This is a genomic window from Duganella sp. GW822-FHT06D06, from assembly GCF_058799615.1.
In genome coordinates, this window is record NZ_JBXALQ010000015.1 from 162151 (window position 1) to 171297 (window position 9147).

8 protein-coding genes and 2 tRNA genes are annotated in these 9147 nt (G+C 59.8%); 2 read left to right on the forward strand and 8 right to left on the reverse strand.

Annotated elements, in window-relative coordinates:
- Positions 1-54: 54 nt before the first annotated feature.
- The 8 genes from pheT to AC1RMD_RS24095 all read right to left on the reverse strand — a co-directional run bounded on the left by pheT (position 55) and on the right by AC1RMD_RS24095 (position 7346).
- Positions 55-2481: a phenylalanine--tRNA ligase subunit beta gene (gene pheT, locus AC1RMD_RS24060; RefSeq protein WP_492930128.1), complete on the reverse strand. Its 2427-nt coding sequence runs from the start codon at positions 2479-2481 to the stop codon at positions 55-57.
- Positions 2482-2547: 66 nt separating this feature from the next.
- Entirely contained in the window at positions 2548-3567 is a 1020-nt protein-coding gene (pheS, locus tag AC1RMD_RS24065; RefSeq protein WP_008449402.1) for a phenylalanine--tRNA ligase subunit alpha, read from the reverse strand.
- Positions 3568-3671: 104 nt separating this feature from the next.
- Complete coding sequence (rplT, locus tag AC1RMD_RS24070; protein ID WP_026334467.1) at positions 3672-4031, reverse strand: 50S ribosomal protein L20; 360 nt, start codon at positions 4029-4031, stop codon at positions 3672-3674.
- Positions 4032-4052: 21 nt separating this feature from the next.
- Positions 4053-4250 (reverse strand): 50S ribosomal protein L35, encoded by a 198-nt coding sequence (rpmI, locus tag AC1RMD_RS24075; RefSeq protein ID WP_099416965.1) that lies wholly within the window; start codon positions 4248-4250, stop codon positions 4053-4055.
- Between the two features lie 220 nt (positions 4251-4470).
- Positions 4471-5010 (reverse strand): translation initiation factor IF-3, encoded by a 540-nt coding sequence (gene infC, locus AC1RMD_RS24080; protein ID WP_081632419.1) that lies wholly within the window; start codon positions 5008-5010, stop codon positions 4471-4473.
- 19 nt (positions 5011-5029) lie between these two features.
- Positions 5030-6937, reverse strand: a complete 1908-nt coding sequence (gene thrS, locus AC1RMD_RS24085) for a threonine--tRNA ligase (RefSeq protein WP_492930131.1) — start codon at positions 6935-6937, stop codon at positions 5030-5032.
- Between the two features lie 198 nt (positions 6938-7135).
- A tRNA-Val gene (locus AC1RMD_RS24090) sits at positions 7136-7212 on the reverse strand.
- 57 nt (positions 7213-7269) lie between these two features.
- A tRNA-Val gene (locus AC1RMD_RS24095) sits at positions 7270-7346 on the reverse strand.
- A gap of 141 nt (positions 7347-7487) precedes the next feature.
- On the opposite strand from AC1RMD_RS24095, the gene AC1RMD_RS24100 reads away from it, so the two are divergent.
- Positions 7488-8435, forward strand: coding sequence for a cation diffusion facilitator family transporter (locus tag AC1RMD_RS24100; protein ID WP_492930133.1), 948 nt, complete (start codon positions 7488-7490; stop codon positions 8433-8435).
- Positions 8428-9069 carry a CatA-like O-acetyltransferase gene (locus tag AC1RMD_RS24105; protein WP_492930135.1) on the forward strand — a complete coding sequence of 214 codons (642 nt, stop codon included), beginning with the start codon at positions 8428-8430 and terminating at the stop codon, positions 9067-9069. Before AC1RMD_RS24100 ends, AC1RMD_RS24105 begins: the two co-directional genes overlap by 8 nt.
- Positions 9070-9147 lie beyond the last annotated feature (78 nt).

Genomic DNA, 9147 nt, shown 5'->3' on the forward strand with positions numbered 1-9147 from the left:
CGGACTCCCAAATGGTCTACAAATGATAATTTTACAACAATCCTGGCTGCCAGCTCAGGTGCGCAGACGGGCGCCGTGTTTTTGCCTGGCGGCGTCGCCGGCGGCGGCCATCACGGCTTCCACCACATCGTCTTGCAGCGTATTTTGAGTATCTTGCAAGCTAAAGCGGAAAGCAAGCGATTTTTCGTCCGCCTCCAGTCCTTTGCCACGATATTCATCAAACAAAACAATGGCTTGCACGATCTTGCCCTGCGGACTCATTTGCACAGCAGCATTAAATGCGTCCAGCAAATCCTGCGCCGGGACATCTTGCTTGACGACCAGCGCCAGATCGCGCGTGGCGCCCGGGAACTTGGAGATTTCCGCGTATTCCGGCACCGACCGTTGCTGCAGAGCAACAGCATCCACCTCGAACACCACCGGTGCGTGCGGCAGCTCGTATTTTTGCAGCCAGCGCGGGTGCAGTTCGCCGATGAAGCCGATGACCTTGCCATCGAGCAGCACGTGCGCCGAGCGGCCCGGATGCAGCGCCGGATGCTCCGCCTTGACGAAACGCAGCGACAGCGGCGCGAACAGGTGCTCCAGGTCGGCCTTCAGGTCGAAGAAGTCGATCTGGCGGTTGTCCTGGCCCCACTGCTCGTCGGCCACGTTGCCGTAGGCCATGGCGGCCACGCGCTTGGGCTGGTGGTAGCCGGCCACGGTCAGCGGACCATCCGGCACGCTGTCGTCGCGCAGGTAGATGGCGCCGATCTCGAACAGGCGCACGCGGCTGGTCTTGCGGTTCAGGTTGTAGCGCACATTGGCCACCAGGCTGCCGATCAGCGTCGAGCGCATCACGTTCATCTGGCTGGCGATCGGGTTTTGCAGCTTGATCGGCTTGGCGTTGCCGCCGAAGTCCTGCTCCCAGGCCGACTCCACAAAGCTCATGTTGACCACTTCCTGGAAGCCCAGGTCGGCCAGCTGATGGCGCACGGCGAACAGCGAGCGGGTGTTTTCCGGCGCGATAATCATGGTGTTGGCGGCCACCGGCGCCACGGTCGGGATGTTCTCGAAACCGTAGACGCGCGCCACTTCCTCGATCAGGTCTTCCTCGATCTCGATGTCGAAGCGGTACGACGGCGAGGTCACCGAGAACACTCCATTGGCCAGCGTGAACGGCAGCGCCAGACGGGTGAAGATGTCGGCGATGGTCTGGTCGTCCAGCGCGACGCCGATCACTTTTTGTGCGCGGGCGGTGCGCATCTGCACCGGTGCGCGCTTCGGCAGGTTGACGATCTGGTCGTCGACCGGGCCGATTTGCGTGGTCGGCGTGCCGCAGATCTCGATCAGCAGCGAGGTGATGCGCTCGATGTGCTCGACCGTGGTCGCGTAGTCGACGCCGCGCTCGAAGCGGTGCGCCGCGTCGGTCGAGAAGTTGTACTTGCGGGCGCGGCCCTGGATCGCGCTCGGCCACCAGAATGCCGCTTCCAGGTAGATCGCCTCGGTCTCCAGCGAGACGGCCGTGGCGTCGCCGCCCATGATGCCGGCCAGCGATTCGATTTCCTTGTCGTCCGAGATCACGCCGACCCACTCGTCGACGCTGATGGTGCTGCCGTTCAGCAGCTTGAGCGATTCGCCGGCTTTGCCCCAGCGCACGTTCAGGCCGCCGTGGATCTTGGCCAGGTCGAACACGTGCGACGGACGGCCCAGCTCCAGCATCACGTAGTTGGAGATGTCCACCAGCGCCGACACCGAGCGCTGGCCGCTGCGCTCGAGGCGCTGCTTCATCCAGTCGGGCGTGGCGGCCTTGGCGTTCAGGTTGCGGATCACGCGGCCGGAGAAGCGGCCGCACAGGTCCGGCGCCGAGATCTTCACCGGCAGCACTTCGGCGCTGTTGACGGTGGCGGCACGGAACGACGGCAGGTGCAGCGCGACGCCGGTCAGCGCCGACACTTCGCGCGCCACGCCCAGCACCGACAGGCAGTCCGCCTTGTTCGGGGTCAGCTTGATGGTGAACTTGAGGTCGTTGAGCGCGTAGTAGTCGCGGAAGTTCTGGCCGACCGGCGCATCGTCCGGCAGTTCCATCAGGCCGCCGCCCTCTTCCGACAATTTCAGTTCCTTGGCCGAGCACAGCATGCCTTGCGACTCGACGCCGCGCAGCTGGCCGACCTTGATTTCAAACGGCTTGCCGTCGGCGCCGGGCGGCAGGATGGCGCCGGCCATCGCGCACACGACCTTCAGGCCCGGGCGCACGTTCGGGGCGCCGCAGACGATGTTGAGCAAGGTACCGGTGCCGACATCGACCTGGCAGACGTTGAGGCGGTCGGCGTTCGGATGCTTGGCCATGTCGCGCACGTGGCCGACGACCACGTTGGAGAACGGCGGCGCCACGGCTTCGACCTCTTCCACTTCCAGGCCGGACATCGTCAGCAGATGGGCCAGTTCGTCCGAAGTCATCTTCGGATCGACCATGGTACGGAGCCAGTTTTCGGAGAATTGCATAATCAAGCCTTCAAAGATAGTCCGACGGGAGCGCGCACCGGGTGGCGCTCGACCGTTTCGTTATTGTTAGTTGAACTGCTTCAGGAAGCGCAGGTCGCCTTCGTAGAACAGGCGCAGGTCGCTGACGCCGTAGCGCAGCATCGTCAGCCGTTCCAGGCCGGAGCCGAAGGCGAAGCCGATGTACTTTTCCGGATCGAGGCCGAAGTTGCGCACCACCGACGGATGCACCTGGCCCGAGCCGGAAATCTCCAGCCAGCGGCCCTTCAGCGGACCGGAACCGAAGGCGATATCGATCTCGGCCGACGGCTCGGTGAACGGGAAGTACGACGGACGGAAGCGCACCTGCAGATCGTCGGTCTCGAAGAAGGCCTTGACGAAGTTCAGGTACACGCCCTTGAGGTCGGCGAAGCTGATGTTCTCGGCGATCCACAGGCCTTCGACCTGGTGGAACATCGGCGAGTGGGTGGCGTCGCTGTCGACGCGGTAGGTGCGGCCGGGCGCGATCACCTTGATCGGCGGCGTGTGGCTGCGGGCGTAGCGCACCTGCATCGGGCTGGTGTGCGTGCGCAGCAGCAGCGGCTTGCCTTCGCTGTCGTTGCCTTCGATATAGAAGGTGTCCTGCATCGAACGGGCGGGATGGTTTTCCGGGCTGTTGAGCGCCGTGAAGTTGGTCCAGTCGTTTTCGATCTCGGGGCCGTCGGCGACGTCGAAACCGATCGAGCGGAAGATCTCTTCGACCCGCTCCCAGGTCCGCATCACCGGGTGGATGCCGCCGCCGGCGCGACCGCGGCCAGGCAGCGAGACATCGATCGCCTCGGCGTTCAAACGGGTTTGCATCTGGGCGTCGGCCAGCGCATCGCGCCGGGCCGTCAGCGCCGCTTCAATCTGCCCTTTGGCAGCATTGATCAGGGCGCCCTGCGCCTTGCGCGCTTCGGGGTCGAGCTTGCCCAGACCCTTCATCAATTCGGTGATCTGGCCGGTCTTGCCCAGATATTTGGCTTTGGCGTTTTCCAGTGCGGCGGCGTCATCTTTGACCGCGTCGAAATCCTGCACTGCTGAGGCGACGAGTTGTTCCAGGGAGTCCATGCGTTTTTCTTATCCTCAATCAAAAACGGGGCACAGGTTTCAACCTTTGCCCCGTTCTCAGTCGCGGACCCGTTGCCGGGATCGCGCGTCCAAATCAATGCGTATTAAGCAGCGATTTTTGCTTTCACAGCGTTGACAATCGCAGCGAACGCTGGCTTGTCCATCACTGCCATATCGGCCAGGACTTTACGGTCCAGTTCGATCGAAGCTTTCTTCAGACCATTCATGAAGACGCTGTACGTCACGCCATGCTCACGGGAAGCGGCGTTGATACGAGCGATCCACAGACGGCGGAAGACGCGCTTCTTGTTACGACGGTCGCGGTAAGCGTATTGGCCAGCGCGCATGACTGCTTGCTTGGCAACACGGTATACCTTGCTGCGACGACCGCGGTAACCCTTGGCCATGTTTAATACTTTTTTATGACGGGCACGAGCTGTAACCCCACGTTTTACTCTAGGCATAGTAACTCCTTAGTTGTGAGATTAAGCGGTTGGCATCATGCGCATGACGGATTTCACGTCAGCCGCATCAACGTTCGTGATACCGCGCAATTGGCGCTTCGATTTGGTGGTCTTCTTGGTCAGAATGTGGCGCTTGAAAGCGTGACCACTCTTAACAGTACCACCTGGACGCACGCGAAAACGTTTCTTCGCGGAGCTTTTGGTTTTCATTTTTGGCATAGCAATCTACCCTCGGGTAGCTCCATATCAAACAGGATTGCAGGTGGCGACACTACGTCACACTTAGATGCCTGCTTTCACTTGTTTTTGCAGCAGATGCGAGTCCACTACATTACAACAGCCGGTAATTATAGACCAGTTGCCGCAATTCTGCAGCACAAATTATAAGAGGCGCCTGAGCGCCCCTTATATTGCCGAGAATGTTACAACTGCGGCAGGATTACTTCTTTTTCTTAGGCGAAAGGACCATGATCATCTGGCGGCCTTCCATCTTCGGGAACTGCTCGACCTGGCCGTATGGCTCCAGATCCGCCTTCAGACGTTCCAGCATACGGAAGCCAATATCCTGGTGCGCCATTTCACGACCGCGGAAACGCAGCGTGATCTTGGTTTTATCGCCTTCATCAAGGAACTTGATGAGGTTACGCAGCTTGATATTGTAGTCGCCGTCATCAGTACCGGGACGGAATTTGACTTCCTTCACGGCGATGATTTTCTGCTTCAATTTCGCTTCGTGAGCCTTTTTCTGCTCCGAATACTTGAATTTGCCGTAGTCCATCAAACGGCACACTGGTGGAACCGCGGTAGGCGCGATCTCGACCAGGTCGACGTTTGCCTCTTCCGCCAGGCGGAAGGCTTCGGCCAAAGTCACGATACCGAGAGCCTCGTTATCGACCCCACTTAAACGCATTTCAGGGGCAGTGATTTCGCCATTGATGCGATGCGACTTGTCAGTAGCTATGGTGATTCCTTTTAAAATCTAATGAAGAACTGTGCGATCAGGCTTTGTTGGCGACGTCTTGCTGAAGTCGCTCGATCAGGGCATCGATGGACATGACGCCCAAATCGACATTGCCCCGTGCCCGCACAGCCACGGTATTGGCATCCCGCTCTTTATCGCCAACTACAAGGATGTAGGGCAGTTTTTGGACGGAATGTTCACGTATTTTATAGGTTATTTTCTCGTTGCGCAAATCGGTCTGCACGCGGAACCCGCTCCGGCGCAGCTTTTCAGCCACTTGCGCCACATATTCGGCCTGCGCGTCGGAGATGTTCAACACCGATACCTGGACCGGCGCCAACCATGCCGGCAAGGCGCCCGCGTAGTTCTCGATCAGGATGCCGATGAAGCGCTCCATCGAACCGACGATCGCACGGTGCAGCATGACCGGCACCTGGCGGCTGTTGTCGGCCGCCACGTATTCGGCGCCCAGGCGCTCCGGCATGAAGAAGTCGACCTGCATGGTGCCGACCTGCCATGGGCGGCCCAGCGAATCCTTCAGGTGGTACTCGATCTTGGGACCGTAGAACGCACCCTCGCCCGGCAATTCGGTCCAGCTCACGCCGCAGGCGCGCAGACCCGAACGCAGCGCGTCCTCGGCCTCGTCCCACACTTCGTCGGTGCCGATGCGGTTGTCCGGACGCAGCGCCAGCTTGACTTCGATGTTGTTGAAGTCGAAGTCCTTGTAGACCTCCATCGCCTGCGTGTGGAAAGCCACCACTTCCGGCTCGATCTGCTCTTCGGTGCAGAAGATGTGGCCGTCGTCCTGGGTAAAGCCGCGCACGCGCATGATGCCGTGCAGCGCGCCCGAAGGTTCGTTGCGGTGGCACTGGCCGAACTCGCCGTAACGCAGCGGCAGGTCGCGGTACGAACGCATATTGCTGTTGAAGATCTGCACGTGACCCGGGCAGTTCATCGGCTTCAGCGCGTAGGAGCGGTTTTCCGATTCCGTCACGAACATGTTTTCGCGGTAGTTGTCCCAGTGGCCGGTCTTGCCCCACAGGCTGGAGTCCAGGATCTGCGGCGCCTTGACTTCCTGGTAGCCGTTGACCTGGTACTTGTTGCGCATGTATTGCTCAACCTGCTGCCAGATGGTCCAGCCCTTGGGGTGCCAGAACACCAGGCCCGGCGCCTCGTCCTGGAAGTGGAAGAAGTCCAGCTGCTTGCCCAGCTTGCGGTGGTCGCGCTTTTCCGCCTCTTCCAGCTGGAACAGGTACTGCTCCTGATCTTCCTTCTTGACCCAGGCGGTGCCGTAGACACGCTGCAGCATTTCATTCTTGCTGTCGCCGCGCCAGTAGGCGCCGGCCAGCTTCATCAGCTTGAACACTTTCAGCTTGCCGGTCGACGGCACGTGCGGGCCGCGGCACAGGTCGGTGAAGCTGCCTTCGGTGTACAGCGACACATCCTGGTCGGCAGGAATCGACGAGATGAGCTCGGCCTTGTAGGCTTCGCCGATGGACTTGAAGTAGGCGACGGCTTCGTCGCGCGGCAGCACCTTGCGGGTGACCGGCTCATCCTTCTTGGCCAGCTCGGCCATTTTCTTTTCGATGGCGACCAGGTCGTCGGGCGTGAACGGACGCTTGTACGAGAAGTCGTAGTAGAAACCGTTTTCGATGACCGGGCCGATGGTCACCTGCGCATCGGGGAACAGCTCCTTGACGGCGTAGGCCAGCAAGTGGGCGGTCGAGTGGCGGATCACGTCCAGACCTTCGGGGTCTTTGTCGGTGATGATGGCCAGGTCGGAATCTTTTTCGATCAGGAAAGAGGTATCCACCACTTTGCCATCGACCTTGCCGGCCAGCGCGGCCTTGCCCAGGCTGGTTGCGATGCTGGACGCCACTTGTGCAACGGTGACTGGGCCGTCGAATTCACGGGCAGAACCATCAGGAAGGCGAACTGAAAGCATAACGATCTCCATTTCGGCGCAGGCGCCAGGTAGTGGTACAAAAGAATGATAATAAAAACGCGGACGAAAAAAAACGCGGGCTAGCCGCGTTTTCTCTTTTTTTGAGCAAAAGAATCCCGATCGACTAGCGTCACTCCCAAAGCTTGGTAGTAGTTCGCGGTGTCATAACCGGATTGCCTTTCTCGCTCTTACATGTTCTGGTGGGCGGTGCAGAATTCGAATCTGCGACCCCTTGGATGTCGACCAAGTATTCTAACCAGCTGAACTAACCGCCCGGGGGTACCACATTTTACTGCTATTTTACTGCGCTTCTACTACTGTGCTACGTAATCTGGTGGGCGGTGCAGAATTCGAATCTGCGACCCCTTGGATGTCGACCAAGTATTCTAACCAGCTGAACTAACCGCCCGAAGACCAGCATTATAGAGAGCGATTTGAAGAAAAACAAGGGCATAATTCGGAAACATTTACAAAATGCACTATGAGGCTGGAATACGCGAGTTCGCGACATCCTTTAAACTGTCGCAGTCCCCATCACAACAAGAAGCCCATGCAAGCCGAAACCCGCGTCAACACTAGCGTAGAGCTACCGCCCTCGCCCTCCGCCCACCTGCACGAGCACCGCGACGGCGACGCCCAACATGCCCACTTCAATGTGCAACGCAGCCAGTCAGTACTGGCCTGGTCGCTGGTATTGACGCTGGGATTCGCCGTAGTCGAAGTGCTTACCGGCTTTATCTCCAACTCGCTGGCGCTGATTTCCGACGCCGGCCACATGGTCACGGACGCCGCCGCACTGGGCCTGGCGCTGTTGGCGCAACTGATCGCCAAGCGGCCGCCGTCGGCGCGCCACTCGTTCGGCTTCGGCCGCGCCGAGGCGTTGGCGGCGTTCGTCAACAGCCTGGTGCTGTTGTTATTGGTCGGCTGGATCGTGTTTGAGGCGGCGCAGCGCTTCTCCAAGCCGGAGCCGGTGCAAGGCGGCACCGTGTTCGTGGTCGCCGCCATCGGCCTGTTGATCAATGTGGTGCTGGCGTATATGCTGTCGCGCGGCGACAGCAATATGAATACGCGCGCCGCGCTGGTCAATGTGATCGGCGACATGCTGGGCTCGGTGGCCGCGCTGATCGCGGGCGCCGTCATCTATTACACCGGCTGGATGCGGATCGATCCGCTGCTGTCGGTATTTGTCGCGCTGCTGATTTTGAAGTCCACCATCGACGTGCTGCGCGAGTCCTATCACTTCCTGATGGGCGGCGTGCCGGAGCAGATCGATTATCTGAGCGTCGGCGCCGACCTGGGGGAAATCGACGGCGTCTGCTCGGTGCACGACCTGCACGTCTGGGACATGTCGCCAGGTCATCCGGCCCTGATCGGCCACGTGGAAATCACCGACCTGGACCACTGGCCCGCCATCCTGCAACAGATCAAAGCCATGCTGCTGGAAAAGCATGGCATCGACCACATCACCTTACAAGCAGAAGTCAACCACGATGCATAATTTTGAAAAACGCCGCGACCGCTACAACGCCTTTGCCTCATTTGAAAACCCGCTGGTCAACCTGAGCTTCGAGATGGAGGTGCCGGACTTGCGCCCGTTCTGCAAGGCCAGGCAGCTGCCGCCGTTCCACGTCTTCCTGTACTGCGTGCTCAATTCGCTCAAGGACATCGACAACTTCATGTACCGCATCCACGAAGGCGAAGTCATCAAGATCGACGACTTCATGGCCTCGTACACGGTGCTCAACCAGGACAACAACGTCAACTTCGCGCGCTTCACGCGCTCCTCGGATCTGCATGAGTTCGTTGAGCGCAGCGTGGAGGCGAAGCAATTCGCCGAAGCCAGCGACGTGCTGGTCAACGCCACCGAAGCCCTGAGCCCGCTCGACAAGAAACGCAACGTCCACATCTCCTGCATGCCGTGGCTGAAGCTGGTGGCGATCGAGCATCCGATCCACCACCACAAGAGCTACGACATTCCATCGGTGGCGTGGGGCCGCTTCAGCGATCCGCGCGACGACGGCAAGCTGACGGTGAACATGTCGGTGCTGGCCCACCATGGCTTCGTCGACGGCTACCACGTGCACCTGCTGGCCCAGGCCATCGCCGCGCGCGTGGCAAAAATTATCGCCTAAGCACCGGGGTCAGATACCGTCTTGAATGGCAAGCCCTTTCGGTAGGTAATTAGCATCGAAAGGCTTGTCATTGTGTAT